Raw genomic sequence first — 18,283 nt, 5'->3', positions numbered from 1 at the left:
GAGCAGAATGCGCAAAACAGGCGAATCGTCAGTTGTGTGACTTGCGCGCACAACTGGACCGAGTGTGACCCGGCACACGTAGCTTCTGTCCAACGCCGCAGCAGCGGCACTGGAAACAGGAGCGGTAATGAGCACAACGACCACTGGCGGCGATAGCGCGCCTTTGATCGAACTGCGCGGTGCGACCAAGCGGTTCCCGGGCAACAACGGCGGCATCCACACCGCGGTGCGCGATCTCAACTTCAGCGTCGCCGCAGGCGAATTCGTCGCCGTCGTCGGGCCCACCGGCTGCGGCAAGTCGACCACGCTGTCGCTGGTCTCCGGCCTGGAGCCCGCCTCGGCCGGTCGAACCCTGGTGCGCGGCACCGATGTTCGCGGCATCCCCGACGGCGTCGGCTACATGTTCCAGCAGGACGCGGTGCTGCCCTGGAAGTCGGTCATCGACAATGTGGCGCTGGGCCCGAAGTTCCGGGGCATTCCCAAGGCGGCGGCCCGCGAGGCGGCGGCGCGCTGGGTGCGCACGGTCGGGCTGGCCGGGTTCGAGAACTACTACCCGCATCAGCTCTCCGGCGGCATGCGCAAGCGGGTGTCGCTGGCACAGACGCTGGTCAACGATCCCGAGATCATCCTCATGGACGAGCCTTTCAGCGCGCTCGACGTGCAGACCCGCCAGCTCATGCAGGACGAGTTGCTTCGCGTCTGGTCGGGTACGAACGCGGCGGTCATCTTCGTGACCCACGATCTGGAGGAGGCCATCGCCCTCGCCGATCGGGTCGTCGTCATGACCGCCTCCCCCGCCACCGTCTGCGGCGATTTCAAGGTCACCCTGGATCGGCCGCGCAATGTCGAGGAGGTGCGGCTCACCGAGGAATTCCGCGACCTCTACAAGGAAATCTGGGAAACGCTGCGCGATCAGGTCGAGGCGGCTCGCTCGAAGGGAGCGACTCGTGTCGCTTGATGTCTTGAAGGAAACAGCCGCTACTTCACCGGAATTCGAGGTGGAGACCGAGGAGCAGATCCTGTCCCGGGTCCGCTCGAACGCCCGCAAGCACCAGATCCGCACCTGGGGCCTGCGCGCCCTGATCGTCGTCGCGTGGCTGGGCTCATGGCAGCTCACCGCCACCTACTGGATCGACCCGTTCTTCTACTCCAAGCCGTCGCTCATCTGGGACCGCCTGGTCGAATGGTTCAGCCAGGGCACGCAATTCGGCTCCATCTGGCTGCAGCTGTACACCACCGTGCAGGAGGCCGTGCTCGGCTTCGTCATCGGCACCGTCGCCGGTGTGGTGCTGGGTGTGCTGCTGGGCCGCTCCCGCTACTGGGCGGACGTGCTGGCCCCGTTCATCAAGGCGCTCAACGCGGTTCCGCGCATCGTGCTGGCCTCGCTGTTCATCATCTGGTTCGGTCTCGGCTTGCAGTCCAAGGTGGCGACGGTCGTGGTGCTGGTGTTCTTCGCGGTGTTCTTCAACGCCTTCACCGGTGCTCGCGAGGTCGACGGCAATGTCATCAACAATGCCCGCATCCTGGGTGCCGGCCGCCGTCAGGTGCTCGGCTCCATCGTGCTGCCCAGCGCCACCACCTGGATCCTGTCCTCGCTGCACACCGCCTTCGGCTTCGCGCTGATCGGCGCGGTGGTCGGTGAATACGCCGGGGCCAGCAAGGGTTTGGGCCTGTTGATCAGCAATGCGCAGGGCACCTTCGACGCCGCGGGCATCTACGCGGGCATGATCATCATCACGGTCGTGGCACTGGTGGCGGAATGGCTGATCGGCATCGCCGAGAACCGGCTGCTGAAATGGCGTCCGTCGCAGGCGTCCGCGGGCCACGGCGGGATCTGAGCATGAAGTACCGCAAGCATATTGCCGTCATCCTGCTCGCGATCAGCTCGCTGCTGCTGGTGACCGGCTGCCGCGACTCCCGCGCCATTCCCGACAAGAACGGGCGGCCGCAGATCACCATCATGGTGGGCGGCCTGGAGAAGGTCATCTATCTGCCGGCCATGCTGACCGAGAAGCTGGGCTTCTTCAAGGCCAACGACATCGACGTCCAACTGCTGGGCGAGCAGTCCGGCGCCACCGCCGAGACCGCGCTGCTCACCGGCGACGTGCAGGCCGTGGTCGGCTTCTACGATCACACCATCGACCTGCAGGCCAAGGATCAGTGCCTGAAGACCGTGGTCCAATTCGCCGATGTCCCAGGCGAAGTCGAACTGGTCTCCAAGCACGACGCCGAATCGATCAAGTCCCCCGCGGACTTCAAGGGCCGCAATCTCGGCGTCACGTCGCTGGGCTCCTCCACCGACTTCCTCACCCAGGCCCTCGCCGGGCAGGCCGGACTGAAGACCTCCGACTACACGCGGGTGAAAGTCGGTGCCGGACAGACCTTCATCGCGGGCATGAACCACAACGGCATCGACGCGGGCATGACCACCGATCCGACCGTCGCCAAGATGGTCAGCACCGGCGACGCGAAGATCCTGCTGGACATGCGCAATGAGCAGGGCACCCGCGCGGCGCTCGGCGGCCTCTACCCTGCCGCCTCGCTCTACATGCGCTGCGAGACCGTCGCCAGCCATCCGGACATCGTGCAGAAGCTGGCGAACTCGTTCGTGCAGACCCTGCAGTGGATCAAGACCCACACGCCGGAGGAGATCGCCGCCAAGATGCCGTCGCAGTACGCGGGCGGGGATCCGAAGCTCTACGTCAAGTCCATCACCGACTCGATCAGCATGTTCAACGGTGACGGTCTGATGAAACGCGAAGGCGCGGAGAACGTGCTGCGCATTCTCGGGCAGTACTCGCGCAACGTCTCCCCGGTGCAGGACCGCATCGATCTGAATGCCACCTACACCAACGAGTTCGTGGAGAAGGCCCAGGGCGCACGCAAACCCTGACCGGCCCCGGTGGAACCGCACATCGCATGAGGGGTGTGCGGTTTCGCCTATTCCGCGGCGACCCGCTCCGCCAGCTTCCGGCGCGATCGGCGCAAGGCGTCACCGGTGAAGATGGCCAAGGCCAGCCAGATCAGGGCGAATCCGGCCCAGCGGGAGGCGGGCATGGGTTCGTGGCCGACGGCGACACCCCAGGCCAGCTGCAGACCGGGCGTGAGGTATTGCAGAATTCCCATGGTGGACAACGGGACTCGTGGTGCGGCCAGTGCGAACAACACCAGCGGGACCAGGGTGACCGGTCCGGTCGACATGAGCAGCGCCGTGTGCGCACCGCTGGAGCCGAAGGTCGCATTGCCGGTGACCGCGATGATGATGACCGCGATCAGCGCGAAAGGCGCGGCGGCCAAACCTTCTGCGGCCAGGCCCGGCAGGGCATCGAGCCGGATCACCTTCTTGACCAAACCGTAGGTGGCGAACGAACAGGCCAGGATCAGGGCGATCCACGGCGGCCTGCCGTAATCGACGGTGATCACGATGACCGCCGCCGCGCCCAGCGCCAGCGCCACCCACTGCGGCGCACGCAGTTTCTCGCGGAAGATGACGACGCCGAAGCCGACCGTCACCAGCGGATTGATGAAATAGCCGAGCGCGCACTCGACTACGTGATGCGAGATGACCCCGTACACATACGCGCCCCAGTTCATCGAGATAGCCGCCGACGCCACCGCGGCCAGCCGCCAGGTGCGGGCGTCGATGCGCCGCAGCTCGCCCGATCCGCCCGGTGATCAGCAACGCCAGCATCGAGACGACCAGCGTCCAGAGAATCCGCTCGGCCAGCACCTCCCCCGCGCCCGCGAACGACAGCAGCCCGAAGAAGGCCGGGAAGAGTCCCCAGATGAAATAGGCCCCGATACCGAAAGCGATGCCGGAGTCCCGGGTGCTCGCATGTCCGCGCCGAGCCGCATCGCCCTCTGCCGACGCAACCACCGCGCCTGGGCCAACCGCGCCGCTCGGACCGACCGCCGAGCCTGAGCCAACCGCTCTGCCCGAGCCGACCGCCGCGCCTGGGCCGACCTCTCTGCCTGAGCCGACGGCCGCACCCGGGCCGACCCCAGTGCTTGAACCAACCCCTATGCCTGAGCCGACTCCTGTGCCTGTGCCAACCGCTGCGTCTGAGTTTCCGGGTGCTTCGGCCACCCGATTACGTTAGCCCGCGCAACGAACGTCACGACAGTCAATACATCGGATGATCCGCACACCCGGTCCGGCGCGTGACGGGCAGCAACGGACCAGTTTCTTTGATCGCCCTTTACTGTGGAGGGCATGTCGATTACTGCGCAGGCAGCTAGTCCACCCAGCCCACCCGCGCTGGGACTCACCTCCGGCGAGGTGGAGCAGCGGCGACGGGACGGGCTCACCAATGATGTGCCCGAGCGAGCCAGCCGGTCGGTCCGCGACATCGTCAAGGCGAATGTGTTCACCCGGATCAACGCGATCCTGGGTGTGCTGTTCATTCTGGTGCTGGCCACCGGGTCGATCATCGACGGGATGTTCGGACTGCTGATCATCGCCAACAGTGCGGTCGGCATCATCCAGGAGGTCCGGGCCAAGCAGACCCTCGACAAGCTGGCCATCGTCGGACAGGCCAAGCCGGTCGTACGCCGCGAAGGCAAGGCGGTCGCGATCGCCCCGCAGGAGATCGTGCTCGACGACATCATCGAACTCGGGCCCGGCGATCAGATCGTGGTGGACGGCGAAGTCGTCGAAACCGAACTGCTGGAAGTCGACGAGTCACTGCTCACCGGTGAAGCCGACCCGATCGACAAAACCCTTGGCGGGCCGATCATGTCGGGCAGCTTCGTGGTGTCCGGCAGCGGCGCATACCGGGCCACCAAGGTCGGCAAGGACGCCTACGCGGCCAAGCTCGCCGATGAGGCCAGCAAGTTCACGCTGGTGAAATCCGAACTGCGCAGCGGCATCGACACCATCCTGAAAGTCATTACCTACCTGCTGATTCCGGCGGGACTGCTGTCCATCTACAACCAGCTGGTGTCGTCCAAGGAATCCTGGCGGCCCGCCGTCAACGGCATGGTGGCCGCGCTGGTGCCGATGGTGCCCGAGGGCCTGGTGCTGATGACCTCCATCGCCTTCGCGGTCGGCGTGGTCCGGCTCGGCGCGCGAAAGTGCCTGGTGCAGGAACTGCCCGCCATCGAGGGGCTGGCCCGGGTGGATGTGGTGTGCGCCGACAAGACCGGCACACTCACCGAGAACGGCATGCGGCTCGCCGAAATTCGGCCCGCCGGCGACATCGGCCGGGCGCAGCACGCGGCCGGAAACGGGGCAGCTGCCAACGACATCCAGGAGCTACGCCAGGTTTTGGCCGCGCTGGCCGGCGACGATCCACGGCCGAACGCCAGCATGCTGGCCATCAAGGAAGCGTTGCCCGAGGCCCCCGGCTGGCAGTCCACCGGCGTCGCGCCGTTCTCCTCGGCCAAGAAGTGGTCGGGCATGTCCTACGGCGAGCACGGCAACTGGCTCATCGGCGCACCCGATGTCCTGCTCGACCCGGCCTCCGAAATCGCCACCACCGCACAGGAAATCGGTGCGAAGGGGCTGCGGGTGCTGCTGCTGGCCCGCAGTGATCGCTCGGTCGACGCCCCGGACGCGCCCGGCACGGTGACTGCCGCCGCATTGGTGGTGCTGGAGCAGAAGGTTCGCCCGGACGCCAAGGAAACCCTGGAGTACTTCGCGTCCCAAAACGTCTCCACCAAGGTCATTTCCGGCGATAACGCGGTCTCCGTCGGCGCGGTCGCCACCTCGCTGGGCATGCCCGGCGGGGATCATCCGGTCGACGCACGCAAGCTGCCGGAGGACCAGAACGAACTCGCCGACGTCCTCGACCAGCAGACCGTCTTCGGCCGGGTGCGCCCGGATCAGAAGCGCGCCATGGTTGCGGCGCTGCAATCGCGCGGGCACACCGTCGCCATGACCGGTGACGGCGTCAACGACGTGCTCGCGTTGAAGGACGCGGACATCGGCGTCGCCATGGGGTCGGGTAGCCCGGCCACCCGCTCGGTCGCGCAGATCGTGCTGCTGGACAACAGGTTCGCCACGCTGCCCTACGTCGTCGGCGAGGGCCGCCGGGTCATCGGCAATATCGAACGCGTCTCCAACCTGTTCCTCACCAAGACCGTGTACTCGGTGGTGCTGGCGTTCCTCGTCGGCATCGCGGGCATCGGATCGCAGATCTTCCACTACAAGGCGATCGGCTATCCGTTCCTGCCCCGGCACGTGACGATCGCGGCCTGGTTCACCATCGGCATCCCCGCGTTCATCCTCTCGCTCGCCCCCAACAACGAGCGCGCCCGCAGCGGATTCGTCGGCCGCGTCATGCGATTGGCGGTGCCGTCGGGAACGGTGATCGGCGTGATGACCTTCATCTCCTACCTGATCGCCTACAAGGGACCGGACGCCGGCGAGACCGCCAAGATCCAAGCGGGCACCACCGCACTCATCACGCTGCTGATCGTCGCGGTCTGGGTGCTCGCCATCGTCGCCCGCCCCTGGAACTGGTGGAAGATCCTCCTGGTGACGGGTTCCGTTGCGGGATACCTGATCCTGTTCGCGGTGCCGTTCACCCGGCACTTCTTCAAACTGGATCCGTCCAACGTGGCACTGACAACCTCAGCAATCATCTGCGGCGCGATCGGCGTGGTGCTCGTCGAAGTCGCTTGGTGGCTCAGCGCCAAGGTCCTCGGCGAATCACCGCACACTCGCCAGGAGTCGGTCGAAAACGCCTGATTCGCAGCTGTTCTGGAACGGCGGTACACCACGAGGTGTGCCGCCGTTGCCGTTCTCCCAAAATCCAAACTGGTCGCATGGTTTGGCTCGCCGGGGTTCGCTCGTCCTGGGCAGTAACCGAATTCGCAGGTACCTTGTGCGCCATGGAGGTCCTGCTGCATCAGCTCGACGCGTTCGCCGACGCCCCATTCTCCGGTAACCCCGCGGCAGTCATGCCGTTGCTGTCCTGGTTGCCGGATGAGCTGCTGCAGCGGCTAGCCGAGGAGAACAATCTCGCCGAGACCGCCTTCTACACTTCCGCGCTGCCGCCGGAAGCGGGTGCGCCACCGGACAACTCGCCCGCCTTCCACCTGCGCTGGTTCACCCCGACCGTGGAGGTCGACCTGTGCGGCCACGCCACCATGGCCGCCGCCGCGCAGATCCTCGACGACATGCACCCCGGCGCGGACCGCGTCCACTTCTACACGCGCAGCGGCTGGTTACGCGTCGACCGCGACCGCGACGACCTGGTGCTGGACCTGCCGTCCGTCTCCTCGGTGGAAATCGATGTGCACGAGGAGGTTCCGCACCGCCTCGCCCAAGCCCTCGGCGTGCGCCCGCTGCGCGCCTTCGAAGGCACCGACGTCGTCCTGTTCGTCACCGGCGAACACGAGGTCCGCGGCTCCCGACCCAACTTCTCCGCGTTCCCCACCATGAACCGCGCCGCCATCCTCACCGCCGAGGGCGACGAGGTCGACTTCGTCTCCCGGGTATTCGCCCCCGGCCAAGGCATCCCGGAGGACCCGGTCACCGGTTCCGCCCACGCCCAGTTGACCCCGCTGTGGAGCCGCGAACTCGGCCGCACCACTCTCACCGCCCGCCAGCTCAGCCGCCGCGGCGGGGCGCTGCGCTGTGCGTTGTCCGACGACCGAGTCCGCCTGACCGGCCGCTGCCGCCGGTATCTGGACGGGGTAGTTCGCCTGCCGGACTGAGGAATTCAGCGGTCGGTGATCTGACGGGTGAGCGCGATCAGATCGTCGGTGCGGTAGCTCGGGTAGCCGTGCAGGATGGCCAGCCATTCCTCCGGGATGGCGGACGCGCCCCAGCGGGCTCCGAGCAGGCCACCGGCGATGGCGGCGGTCGTATCGGTGTCGCCGCCGGCGCGGACGGCCAGTTCCAGTGCGGCGGGCAGGGTTTCGGCGTGGGTGATGGCCCACCAGGCGGTCTGCAGGGCGTGCACCACCCAGCCGTTGTTGGAGAAATCAGCCGGGCTGCCGGATTCGGCCTTGTCCAGCAAGGGTTCCCAGAAGCCGGTGTCGACCTGGGAGAGAGCCTCGCGCAGACCGTCGTAGGTGCCGTGGATGATCGCGTGCCGGATGGCCAGGGTCCAGAGTTTGCAGGCCTGCATGGCCTGCATGTCATAGTGGGTCAGCGAGCTGACGAGTTTGGCTGCCTTACCGCACTTCTCGGGGTCGTCGAGGTAGACGAGCGCCACCGGGGCGGTGCGCATCAGCGAACCGTTACCGGCCGTCAGACCGGTCAGATCGTGCGCCCGCATCTGCATGGCACGCCCACCGGTATCGCGATGCTCGAGCACCTGCCGGGTCTGATTACCGATATCCTTCGGCCCCGAATCCCACCAGGCCACGAATTCGGCGGCCACCGCGTCCAGGCCCTCCGGACCGCAGACGTCGCCGACCTTCGCGGCAGCCCGGGCCACCGCGATCGCCATGGCGGTGTCGTCGGTCCACTCGCCCGGGGCCCACCGGAAGCTCCCACCGCCCTTCATCCGGATCTCCACCTCGGGTCCCGGATGCGTGAACTCGTAGCCGGCCCCCAGCGCATCCCCCGCCGCCGTGCCCAGCAGTACCCCGGCGGCCCGATCGGCCTGCTCCGGCGTCAATTCCATCTGTGCTCGCCTCTTCCGCTCCGATGCGTCAACATCGATCTACCACGACGTTACTCACCCGGCGGGCACGCCGACTCGGCCAGCCGTCGTCTTTACGGGTTCTGCACTACGCTCGAACCACTCCCGGCGCAGTCCCGTATCCCGTATCACCGTCGCCGCCGCGATCGTGCTGTGCACACCCTCCCGCCACTCGGATGATTTCCGGAGGTTCTGCCGATGATGAACCAGCTCGTAGACCGCCCCAGCCCGGCCGCACCGCATCCCCTGGCCCTGCCCCTCGCCCCCGTCCCCACCAGCGGACATATCTTCGACGTCACCCGTCGCCTGGGCACGGTCGACATGGACGAGAACCAGCACCTCCGCATCGACGGCATCGCGCGGCATCTGCAGGACGCCGGAGTCGACCATCTCGCCCACACCGGCGCGCTCGAATCCCACCCGCACTGGATCGTGCGCCGCACCGTCATCGACGTGCTGCAGCCCATCACCTGGCCCGCCCAACTCCGCATCCGCCGCTGGTGCTCGGGCATCTCCCCGCGCTGGTGCACCATGCGGGCGCGCATCGACTCGGACACCGGTGGGCTGATCGAAACCGAAGGCTTCTGGATCCACATGAACAAGGACACGATGAGTCCGTCGCGCGTGGCCGACGAATTCTTCGAGCTCATGTGCACCACCACCGACGACCACCGGCTGCGCTGGCGGCAATGGCTCGACAGTCCTCTCCCCGCCGGTGCCGGTAGCCGGTTCCCCTTGCGCCGCACCGATACCGACCACTTCCAGCACATCACCAACACCGCGTATTGGCATGCAGTCCATGAATTCACTGCTGACACAGGCGAAATCACTCGGGGGCCGCACCGCTTCGTGCTCGAATACAACAAGCCCATCCGGTACGGCGAATCGCTCGACATTCATACCGAACGTCAAGGTGACGCCGTGACCCTCTGGTTCACCGTCGACCAGGACACCCGCGCTATAGCCCAGCTCCGGCCTGCCCAACACTGACAGAGCGAAAAGACAAGGGCGGAAAAGATAAAAGACGCCTGGAGGAGGAGTTGGGAGGGGGCTGGGTTGGGCTCGCCGAGTGGCGGTACCAGCCACCTCACCGACCGGGAAGTGCATCGGCTCGGTGGAATTGTCGAAAGAACAAGACCAAGAACACGAATCCGACGTGGGCAGGTGGGGAGGATGGGCGGGCGGGCGGCGTAGCCGCGTTTCCGGACCGGCTGGCGGGCTCGAGCAGGCGGCGCAGCCGCGTTTACGGATCCGCTGGCAGGGGTGGGTGGGTGGGGCACCCGAGGCAGACCAACCGTTCGGTGGGCAATCGCTGCTCTGTGGAGTTGTCAAAGAGCTTCAAGATGTCAACGAACGCGCACTGCCCGATAACTTCGTCGAGTGGCACATTCTTGGGCGATTTGCACTGTTCCCCCCTCGAAAATGTGCCACTCAGCGTGGAGCGTTGGAGCGTTGGAGCGTTGGAGCGTTGGAGCGTTGGAGCGTTGGAGCGTTGGAGCGTTGGAGCGTCGGAGCGTCGGAGCGTCGGAGCGTCGGAGCGTCGGAGCGTCGGAGCGTCGGAGCGTCGGAGCGTCGGAGCGTCGGAGCGTCGGAGCGTCGGTGTTGTTGTTTTGTCTTGTCTTGTTCTGTTTTGTTTTGTTCTTGTCTCGAGAAGGTGATGCGTGCAGTCCGTGGGCCGGGATCGGCGGGTCACGGCTCCCGACCCGGCGTCAGCCCAGGTCCGGTAGGGCAGGCGACGTAACCACACCTCCCTGCCCTGCGAACGCCAGCTGTACACCGGCCGCCCGGGTTTCACGCCACCCGTGAACCCCACTGCCGACAGCTGGAATCCGCCGCAGCGGCGGCCAACGCGCCCAAGTGATGACGCTGGTTGACCTTTGACGTGCCGGTCGGATCCACATGCTTCGGCGCGATCCAACCGCAGCGGCCCGGGTGAGCCGAATCCTTGCCCATGACCACGGTTTTCCAGCCGTCGACCGAATCGTTGACCAGGGCGTGGCAGTGGTCGCATGCCAGAGCGAGATTCGACAGATCGGTCGGGCCGCCGTCGGCCCAGTCGGTGATGTGGTGGACCGCGCACATCGACGCGGGTGCGTCGCAGCCGGGGCGGGTGCAGCCCTTGTCCCGCGCGATCAGGGCGAGGCGCTGCCCCGGGGAGGCGAGACGCTTGGCCCGGCCCAGGAACAGCGGGATGCCGTGCGGGTCAAGGACTGCCAGGACGGGGCGGGTGCCTGCAGCCATTTTCAGGGCTTCGTTGATGGAGACGTGGCCGCCGGTGGCGGTGGACGCCAGACCCGCACCACGCTCCAGGTCGGCCAGCGACATGGTGAGGATGACCTGGGTCTTGAGGCCACGGTGCTGGCCGAACGTGGCGGCAGCGCCGAAGGATTCACCGAATGCGGCTGCTGCGTCCACGGACTCGCCATATCCCGCGACGGAGGAGGTATCGGTCGCGCCGACAACGCCAGCCGAGGTGGCAGACTCACCGGCCGCAGCCACTGACGTGCCCGGTGCGCCGAGGACGGCCGCCGCGTTGCCGGATGTTCCCGACGCGACCACCACGTGGCCACGCATGCCAGCCACAGCCACCGACGTGCCGGGCGCGGCGACGCGCCTGCCGGTAGACGGGACCGGCTGCAGCAGGGCGAAGAGGGCGTCGTGGGTGCGCTGACCCGCATCACGACGATCACGACGAGCGGCGGCCTCCAGCACCTTCGAGTCGAACGACTTCGCCGACAGGGCAAGCGGTTCGGGGTCGTCGAGGTTGCACATGCCCGGGCGGGCATACTTGGCGAAGAACGCGTCCAAGTAGGCGCGCAGTTCCGGGGTCAGCCAGCCCTCGATCTTCGACATGCCGTCCACACCCGGACGCGCCACGGTCACACCGCGACGGCGACGACGGTCGGCGTCGGAGATGACTGTGCCATCCGGATCCAGACGGGCGAGGATTTCGCGGCCCATCTTGGGCAGGTCATCGGGCTGACCCGTCAGGCAGTGCTCGACGAGGTGCTGCTCGGTCTCGGCGTAGGTTTCAGCCGGGAGATCAGCCGGCAGATGCGTCATCACCTCCACGATGTTGCGGGCATGATCACGCGAGATGTCGCCTGCCTCATACGCTTCGGCGGTCGCGGACAGGGTGTCGGCGCGTGGCTTGCCGGTGGCGTCGAGCAGCTCACCGCAGGCGCGGGCGATCTTCACACGACCGGCCGCGTCGTAGCGGGACAGGCCCAGGGTTTCACGCAGGAACGGGACCAGGGCACCAGCACCACTCGACTGCGGCAAACCACGCTCGGAGATTTCGATGATCAAGCGTGAATCCAGGGCGGAGAGTTGACGCTTGCAGGATTCGAGGTGCTGCAGCATCGCCACGAAATCGGAGTCACTGATGGGTGCGAGGGTGTCGTGCAGGATGGTGGTCGAAAAGTTCTGCACCGCGGTCACCAGGGCGGTGATGCCGCAGCTGTCGAGTGATTCCCCCTTCGAATGCATGTGCTAATACTACCGCTGCGAGAAGGCGCTGGGAACCCGAAATGTCCTGTATCACAAGCGAATTCAGAACATTCTGCGTTTCCGAACTCCAGTATCGTGGGTGGCGTGACCGAATCTGATGCTGCCCTTGCCATCCGAGCTGCCGAGGCCGCCGCTGCGGTGATCCGCGACCAATTCCACTCTCCGGTAACTCGATTCGCCAAGGAGGGGGACGACTTCGCGACCCAAGCCGACCTGGCCGCCGAGCGGGCGATTCTCGAGATCCTCCGGGCCGCCCGTCCGACCGACCGATTCCTGGCGGAGGAATCCGGCGCCTCCGGTACCCCGTCCGATCGGACCTGGCTGATCGATCCGCTCTGCGGCACTCGCAATTTCGCCGCCGGCACTCCGCATGTCGCGGTCAATGTGGCGCTGCGTTGCGGTGATGTCGTCACGGCCGCGGCGGTGGCCGATCCTTTTGCCGCCGAGACGTTCTGGACCGATGGCACTACCGCCGCCCTCCGCCGTGATGCCACCGATCACCCGCTGCAACCTCGGTCCGACAGCCGTCTGGTCGAGATCGACGCCGATAACCCGTCCCCCTACAGCGGCTGGTTCTCTCCCGGCCGCCTGCTCTCCGACCCGACATTCATGTCCACGTTCTATCCGAGAGTCCTGTCGACGTCCCTGGCACTGGCATGGGTGGCGGCGGGACGCCGATCCGCCTATGTCGTGGACCGGGATCTGCGCGACGATGTGCACTTCACCGCCGGGATCGCCGTCTGCCGAGCGGCGGGTTGCACGATGACGGGGCTGATCGGCCAGCCACTGCACACCGCCCCGCACGGGCTCGTCGCCGCTGCCGATCCCACCACGCACGGCGAGCTGATGGAGATCATCCGCGCTACCGGAAACTAGAGTGCCGCATGGTGATACAGGGCATCACCGATCAACACCACCCCGGCCAGCACCAGCAGCACCCGTACGGACAAGGGCCCGAACCGCTGCAGCGACCGCACGAGTCCGCGATAGAAACGCCGCGCCCGCGTCGACCGCAGGGTCGAGGTGAGTAATACGAGTGCCGGTGGCAGCAGGGCGATCAGACAGTAGGCGACGATGATCAGCGGCCACAGCGGCGGGTGCGGGTCACGGGCCGAGATCATGGCCAGGCCCGCGAGATAGGGGACGGCGGTCGGGGCCTGCCCGAGCCCGATGGCGACTCCGGCGAGGCCCAGTAGCAGAGGTTTCCGACGCGCCCGCAGTGCCCACTCCGGAACTGCCGCCGCCCCATCATTTTTCGACAGGCGCAAGCTCCCGAGCACCAGCAGCACCACGCCGACGAGCAACTCGGCCCAGTACCGAACCGACGGGGTGATATCGAAACTCACCAGATCGGTGAGGAAGCGCAGACCGAGCACGAAGGTGATGCCGAACGCGGTGGTGACGGCAAACACGCCGGCAAGGAAGCTCAACGCTCCAGGCACCGGCGACCGGCGGCTCAGCCGGCTGTCGTAGACGACGGCCGTCGTGACACCGACCAGCAGGACGTCGAGCGAGTCCAGGAAAGCGAACCCCACCAGCGCCAACAGAAAGATCACCATGACCCCATCGAACATACGGGATCCCATCCCGAACGGTCTGTGACGCACACCGCGATACCCACACCTGGACACCGGTCCCGCTGTCACCGCCCTCTGCCACAATTCGCCGCATGTCGATCTTGCCGCCATCCGATCCACAGAAGTCCCGGCTGTACCCGGACTGGGTGCGACAGTTCGATCCCGGCGTTGCCGACAGCGCCGAAACCCTCACCACATCCCTGTCGGACGAATTCCGCAAGACCCACAAGCCCGGCGCATTCGTCGACGGGATGGGTTGGCGCGTCAAGGATCTGCCCGAATCCCATCGTCCTTGGGTCTGGGACATGGCCGGTCACTGGTTGAGCGCGAGGGCGGATGATTCGCCCTGGGGCAGGAAGTTCCGGACGGCGGCCGGCAGCGCTTACGGCCGCGCGCGGGCCGCCGAACGCGAGCATGCGCTTCCGGTACTGGTGGACTTCCACCGCGATAACGCGCTGCTGTTCGCGCGTGCGGGCACGTTGCCGGTGAAAGAGGTTGCCGTCCACCAGCGTTGGCTCGGCACGATCGGTTCGGCGCAGGACGCGCATCGCGAGTTCGCGCGGCTGTTGGTCGCGATGTCGGTGGGCGGTGCCGCACTCGGCGCGGATCTGGCTCGGCGCGTGCGTACTTCGGCCCAGGCCGCCGGGCTGGGTCTCGACGAGGATGCCCGAGTGCTCATCGAGGTGCTCGGGTCCTGCCGGTCGGCCAAGGTGCCGGACGGTCTACTCGACGGTGCGGCAAAGGTTTTCGCCCGGACACCAGTGAAGGACGCTGCGCCGCTGCTGGATCTGTTCCCGGAAACCGCCACCGACGGCGGAGCATTGCTCCGCATGCTGGACGCGGCCGGGGCCATCGACGCCATGGCGGCGGGAACACTCACTCCCCCGCGTGGCCTGGCAGGCTGGATCGGCCGGTTCTTCCACATGTACAACTACGTCTCCGTCGCCTACGGCGGAGTCACCACCCAGCAGATGCCCCCGGAACTGTTCGATCTGGTGGACAGGATCGGCCCGCGCCTGCGGGAAACCGGTGTGCCGGTATCGATGTCGACGGGCCGGTACTCGTACACGTACATCGACGCCGATCTCGCCGACGCACTGCTGGCCGCCGGTGCCGGCGTCGAGGGCCCGCAGCACGGCAAGATTCATTTCTGGGGCGACAAGTCCCGGCGCGACCTGATCGCCCTCGCGGCCGACCCGGTGCTGGGCCCCAGGCTGGAAGGCGTCGTGCACGCCGACCGCGACACCCGCAGCACCGCCATCGCCCGGCTACCGGAGAACCCGGGTATCGAACGGGCCGTGCACGCCCGGATCGTCGCCCTGATCGAGCGGGTCGCCGGCGGCGGGCTGCTGGATGCCGAGCTGGCGCTGGCCGAGCTCGACACCGTACTCGACCAGCCCACCGCGCAAGCGCTCGACGGTATCGAGGAGGCGCTCGCCGAGCTGGACGGGACCGGGCCGCTGCTGCACACCCTGCACGCCGGAATCCCGGGCGAATGGGGCTGGCCCGCTTGGGAAACCGCGATCGCGGAGCTGGGCGACGTGCACGGCGTGACCGCCACCTGGCCTATCCTCACCCTCTACAACGCCGAGCGGGCGGTGGCGATCGACCCGCACGGCACCATCGCCCGAACCGAGTTCACGCTGCCTGCAGAAGCCTCCTGGAACGTGGTGTTCTTCGTCGGCGGTGACTTCCTGGTAGGTCACAGCACCGGCTTCAAGCGCCCGGACCTGGCCTTCTGGGCGAGCGATCCCACCGCGGTGTTCACGCCCACCGAAGCGAACGGCATGACCGCCTGCAACAACCACTATGACTTCGGCTATCAGTTCGCCACCCCGGACGGTCGCCACGACGGACAGCGGATCCTGCGAGCGGGTGACCGCCACGGGATCGGAGAGTGCAGAGTCCAGCTCAACGACGGTGCGCGGGTGTGGAGCTACGGCGGCTACCGCGAGGGCGTGAATTTCTGGGCGGCCGTCGATTCCGCGACCGGCGTCCGCGAGGAGACGAGTTCGCTACCGGCGTTCCTCGCCGCCACCCCGGTCCAGACACACCAGAAGCTGAGCCAGCACATGCTGACCTACGCTCATCTGCCCAAGGGTGTCTCCTCCCCACTCGGCTCGACGGCGGGTACAACCGGATATCGGATCGTCCAGGACCGCCAGGGCCACACCGGTTTTGCCCTCGAAGGCGTTGACGGCCGCCGCGCCACCTATGCGGGCGGCTATTACACCGGCTATCCGTGGGGCATCGTGCGGATGCCCGAGCACGGCGGCGATCTGCTGATGAGCTACGAATCGGGTGGTTGGTTCCCGCTCATCCGTGCTCAGCAGGGTGCGAGTCCTCTCTGGGAGGTACGGACGCTACCGGGTTCCGGTACCACCCAGGACGATCCGGAACAGCGGCCGTTCTTCCCGCCCCCGGCCTTCTGGCACTTCCTCACCCCGCGCGACGCGGCCGGATCACGCGCACTGCGCCGCCTCGACACCGACGGCGCGACCGCCCTCCTCGCCGAAGGCGTGCTGCCGCAGGAAATCACCGATCCCGGGCTCTCCGACGGCGTGCGCTGGCTCGCCGCCCGCGCGACCCGTCTGCTCGCCGATCGCCGCCGAATCTCCGCACGCGTCGAGAAGTTCCGTTCCGGCACCCTCGTCACGCCGACCGCGACCACCCCGGATTCCGATCTGCTCCCGGCGTTGCTGGGCCTGCTCGACTTCCCCAGTGAGCTACAGCCCGCCATGCTGCCCGCCACCCTCACCGCCCTCGCCGCCGACGGCCACTTCCTGACCGGGGAGATCGACGACGCCGATCGCCGCTTGAGCCCGCCCGCACCGGCACAGAACTGGACGCCACTGCTCGGCCACATCGACGCGGTCGCCTGGCGGGCGACCACTGCCCGTACCCCCGGAGCGCAGCGCACCGCGCTCGTCGCACTGCTGAGCACCTGGGCCGCACAGCCTTTCGCCCAGCCCAGCGAATGGCGGCTGGGGTTCACGAGCTTCGAAGGCGGTGATCGCACGCTGCGGTACGGGCAGGCCTTCCTGCAACCCGCCACCGTCCAGCTGCCCTCCGATGCCACCCATACCCGCACCGTGACCATCACCCGCGACGACGCGGCCCGCCTGCGGCAGCTACTGGAACTGCTGGAACGCAACGGCCCTCGCACTCCGAGCGAGCCCGCGGTTCGGCTGTTCATCGAGCACACCGGGGTGCGGGAGCCGATCGCCCGGCTCGTCCTGGACGGCCTGCCACGGCGCGACCGCGTCGGCGGCGACTACGAGGCGCACCGGAAGATGCTGCGCACCAAGCCCTACAGCGCCACCAAAGAAGTCACCGAACTGGCCGAGCGGCTCTCCGACCGGCTGGGCCTGCCGGGCCGCCGGCGCTTGCTGGCCGCGGGTATGCCCGAGGACCTCGCCGAATTGTGGACCGCGGATGGCGATCTCGCCGCCGCCGAGCGCATGGCGGCGGTGTGGAACGAACTGATCGGGAAGCGCCTGCACGTCCCCGAGGACGTGACCGCCGAACTCGCGGCGGTCACCGACCTGGGCACGGGTTTCGCGACGGCACTGGCGCATCCGAGCGCCTCGGACCTCGCGACCGAGGACATGTCGTGTGTGCTGCTATCGGACAAGTACGAGAATCTGCAGGTATATCGGCGAGATCCGCTGCGGCGGCTCAACTATGGCCGCTGGAGTCCCTACCGGGATCTCGCCACCGCACTGGCCTGGGCGCTCACCGAGAGACCCGTGGCCGATCCAGGCGTCAGCGGCAGCGGCGACCTGTATCTCCGGCTCCAGGACCGGCTGCGGGCACCGGATCTGTTGATCTCCCTCGGCTGGATAGATCACGCGCCCGAACTGTTCGGCCCCGACACGTACGCGGCCGCGCAGACAGGGCGGGTCGTCTTCGACAACGGGCTGGTGATCTCCGACGCGGCAGACCGGTATCACACCGTGTTCCTGCGTCCGGCCGGGCTTTTCGACCGGGACCTGGTTGCCCGCACCCTGCGCATCTGCGCGGACCACGGATGGGACAAACTGACTCGAGCGATCCACCGGGAAGAGGTGCCGGTGACCGGGCTGGCCCGCATGATCGCGCGGGCCCGCACCACGCCGGTGGCCCCGGGACAGTTCGAGGCCGATCCCCGGCAGAGCGTTCCCGAACTGGTCGAGCAGGTGGCGGCGGCGACCGCGACAACTCCGGACGCCGCCGCGCTCTACCTGCAATTGCTCACCCTCGCCCGGCCGACCGATCGCAATGTGCGCCGCTGGAACCATTGGACGCCCGCCCGGCACAAGAAGGCGCAAGCGCAGCTTGTCGAGTGCGGGCTGGTCGTAACGGAACAACGGGCCCGTGCCGGCCGGACCGCCTTCATCCCCGGGCCGTGGAGCGAGCAAGCATCGAAACCGCATCTCCCCGTGGAGACCTCGAAACTGTCGCCGCACCTGGCCGAATTCCACGGCGACCTGACCGGCAACGGCATCCACGGGCCGTTCTCGAGTATCCTCCCGCCGCGCCCGCTGCACGAGATGTTCGCCGACGCTTGGGCAGCGCGGAATACGTAGTCGAAGGCCCGGTCTTCCGGCGGCGGCGAAG

The 18,283-nt window shown here is 67.3% G+C and carries 11 protein-coding genes and 1 pseudogene; 8 read left to right on the top strand and 4 right to left on the bottom strand.

Going from position 1 to position 18,283, the window contains the following annotated elements:
- Positions 1 to 127: 127 nt before the first annotated feature.
- Genes ACFXHA_RS36325 through ACFXHA_RS36315 form a run of 3 tightly spaced genes read left to right on the top strand, consistent with a single transcriptional unit; the run spans position 128 to position 2,893 of the window.
- Positions 128 to 958 (top strand): ABC transporter ATP-binding protein, encoded by an 831-nt coding sequence (locus tag ACFXHA_RS36325; RefSeq protein WP_379364329.1) that lies wholly within the window; start codon positions 128 to 130, stop codon positions 956 to 958.
- The gene (locus ACFXHA_RS36320) at positions 948 to 1,838 is read left to right on the top strand and encodes an ABC transporter permease (protein WP_379364327.1); all 891 of its coding nucleotides are present in this window, start codon (positions 948 to 950) and stop codon (positions 1,836 to 1,838) included. The genes ACFXHA_RS36325 and ACFXHA_RS36320 overlap by 11 nt, the downstream gene beginning before the upstream one ends.
- A 2-nt stretch (positions 1,839 to 1,840) precedes the next feature.
- Positions 1,841 to 2,893, top strand: a complete 1,053-nt coding sequence (locus tag ACFXHA_RS36315) for an ABC transporter substrate-binding protein (protein ID WP_379364325.1) — start codon at positions 1,841 to 1,843, stop codon at positions 2,891 to 2,893.
- A gap of 47 nt (positions 2,894 to 2,940) precedes the next feature.
- Here the strand turns inward: ACFXHA_RS36315 and rarD are convergent.
- A pseudogene (gene rarD / locus ACFXHA_RS36310) lies at positions 2,941 to 3,877 on the bottom strand (EamA family transporter RarD).
- Between the two features lie 336 nt (positions 3,878 to 4,213).
- Here rarD and ACFXHA_RS36305 point away from each other — a divergent pair.
- Positions 4,214 to 6,691 (top strand): HAD-IC family P-type ATPase, encoded by a 2,478-nt coding sequence (locus tag ACFXHA_RS36305; RefSeq protein WP_379364323.1) that lies wholly within the window; start codon positions 4,214 to 4,216, stop codon positions 6,689 to 6,691.
- A 143-nt stretch (positions 6,692 to 6,834) separates the two neighbouring features.
- Positions 6,835 to 7,662, top strand: a complete 828-nt coding sequence (locus tag ACFXHA_RS36300) for a PhzF family phenazine biosynthesis protein (protein WP_379364321.1) — start codon at positions 6,835 to 6,837, stop codon at positions 7,660 to 7,662.
- Between the two features lie 5 nt (positions 7,663 to 7,667).
- Here the strand turns inward: ACFXHA_RS36300 and ACFXHA_RS36295 are convergent, their stop codons facing one another.
- Positions 7,668 to 8,579, bottom strand: coding sequence for an ADP-ribosylglycohydrolase family protein (locus ACFXHA_RS36295; protein WP_379364319.1), 912 nt, complete (start codon positions 8,577 to 8,579; stop codon positions 7,668 to 7,670).
- A 216-nt stretch (positions 8,580 to 8,795) separates the two neighbouring features.
- Here ACFXHA_RS36295 and ACFXHA_RS36290 point away from each other — a divergent pair, with 216 nt between their 5' ends.
- Positions 8,796 to 9,587, top strand: a complete 792-nt coding sequence (locus ACFXHA_RS36290; RefSeq protein WP_379364317.1) for an acyl-[acyl-carrier-protein] thioesterase — start codon at positions 8,796 to 8,798, stop codon at positions 9,585 to 9,587.
- Positions 9,588 to 10,388: 801 nt separating this feature from the next.
- Here ACFXHA_RS36290 and ACFXHA_RS36285 read toward each other — a convergent pair.
- Complete coding sequence (locus ACFXHA_RS36285; RefSeq protein ID WP_379364316.1) at positions 10,389 to 12,086, bottom strand: DUF222 domain-containing protein; 1,698 nt, start codon at positions 12,084 to 12,086, stop codon at positions 10,389 to 10,391.
- Between the two features lie 105 nt (positions 12,087 to 12,191).
- On the opposite strand from ACFXHA_RS36285, the gene ACFXHA_RS36280 reads away from it, so the two are divergent.
- Positions 12,192 to 12,983, top strand: coding sequence for an inositol monophosphatase family protein (locus ACFXHA_RS36280; RefSeq protein ID WP_379364314.1), 792 nt, complete (start codon positions 12,192 to 12,194; stop codon positions 12,981 to 12,983).
- Here the strand turns inward: ACFXHA_RS36280 and ACFXHA_RS36275 are convergent.
- Entirely contained in the window at positions 12,980 to 13,666 is a 687-nt protein-coding gene (locus ACFXHA_RS36275; protein WP_379364312.1) for a GAP family protein, read from the bottom strand. The two genes, ACFXHA_RS36280 and ACFXHA_RS36275, sit on opposite strands and share 4 nt — an antisense overlap.
- Positions 13,667 to 13,776: 110 nt before the next feature.
- Here ACFXHA_RS36275 and ACFXHA_RS36270 point away from each other — a divergent pair, with 110 nt between their 5' ends.
- Positions 13,777 to 18,252, top strand: coding sequence for a hypothetical protein (locus ACFXHA_RS36270; RefSeq protein WP_379364310.1), 4,476 nt, complete (start codon positions 13,777 to 13,779; stop codon positions 18,250 to 18,252).
- The last annotated feature ends 31 nt before the right edge of the window (positions 18,253 to 18,283 follow it).

The sequence above is a fragment of the Nocardia sp. NPDC059240 genome, assembly GCF_042753865.1.
Lineage (GTDB): Bacteria > Actinomycetota > Actinomycetes > Mycobacteriales > Mycobacteriaceae > Nocardia.
Note: the sequence above shows the minus strand (reverse complement) of the source record. Positions and strands in the feature narration are given on the sequence as shown.

What these genes read in the sequence shown, in the direction of transcription:
- ACFXHA_RS36325 (WP_379364329.1), top strand. Translation starts at nt 128, where the DNA reads ATGAGCACAACGACCACTGGCGGCGATAGCGCGCCTTTGATCGAACTG.
- ACFXHA_RS36315 (WP_379364325.1), top strand. Translation starts at nt 1,841, where the DNA reads ATGAAGTACCGCAAGCATATTGCCGTCATCCTGCTCGCGATCAGCTCG.
- ACFXHA_RS36305 (WP_379364323.1), top strand. Translation starts at nt 4,214, where the DNA reads ATGTCGATTACTGCGCAGGCAGCTAGTCCACCCAGCCCACCCGCGCTG.
- ACFXHA_RS36300 (WP_379364321.1), top strand. Translation starts at nt 6,835, where the DNA reads ATGGAGGTCCTGCTGCATCAGCTCGACGCGTTCGCCGACGCCCCATTC.
- ACFXHA_RS36295 (WP_379364319.1), bottom strand. Translation starts at nt 8,579, where the DNA reads ATGGAATTGACGCCGGAGCAGGCCGATCGGGCCGCCGGGGTACTGCTG.
- ACFXHA_RS36290 (WP_379364317.1), top strand. Translation starts at nt 8,796, where the DNA reads ATGATGAACCAGCTCGTAGACCGCCCCAGCCCGGCCGCACCGCATCCC.
- ACFXHA_RS36285 (WP_379364316.1), bottom strand. Translation starts at nt 12,086, where the DNA reads ATGCATTCGAAGGGGGAATCACTCGACAGCTGCGGCATCACCGCCCTG.
- ACFXHA_RS36275 (WP_379364312.1), bottom strand. Translation starts at nt 13,666, where the DNA reads ATGGTGATCTTTCTGTTGGCGCTGGTGGGGTTCGCTTTCCTGGACTCG.
- ACFXHA_RS36270 (WP_379364310.1), top strand. Translation starts at nt 13,777, where the DNA reads ATGTCGATCTTGCCGCCATCCGATCCACAGAAGTCCCGGCTGTACCCG.